This is a genomic window from Rhodococcus sp. P4_F3_2 (assembly GCF_056401335.1).
On the sequence record NZ_JBFUJN010000219.1, the window covers coordinates 1 to 434 of the forward strand.

Here is a 434-nt window from a genome sequence, read left to right on the forward strand (position 1 = left end):
ACATAAAAAAGAATTATCTGGAATTACAAGGTTGTTTAGGATGGTGAAAGAAATTGTTAGGAGTGTGGACTGTGGAATTTTGCATAGTCCATGTTTTGAAGCTGAGCTAGCCTATCGTGCTTTGAAAAAATATAAAAAACCATATATTGTAGAAAATCGTGGAGAACAATCTATGCATGCGGGATTTTTGAAAGCTAAACATCTTCCTTTCCCTAACACCATAGCCAGTGTATTTAAAAAGATGCATTTAAACCACTTGGAAAAAAGTTATGGATGTATTTATGTTTCTGAAACTCTTCGTGAACGTTATTATCCGAAAAATGCTATTCAATCAGCAGTAATTAGTGATTTAAGACTTCCAGACCACTTTATAAAGGAAGCTAGGGAATGGGGAACTTCACCTCATGTATTTAAAATAATTAACGTTGGAAACC

General features: G+C 33.9%; 1 protein-coding gene. It reads left to right on the forward strand.

Translation table 11 applies throughout. From position 1 onward, the window contains the following. Positions 1 to 40 precede the first annotated feature (40 nt). A partial coding sequence (locus tag AC1DWA_RS33490; RefSeq protein WP_477917812.1) for a hypothetical protein occupies positions 41 to 434 on the forward strand: 394 nt, incomplete at its 3' end.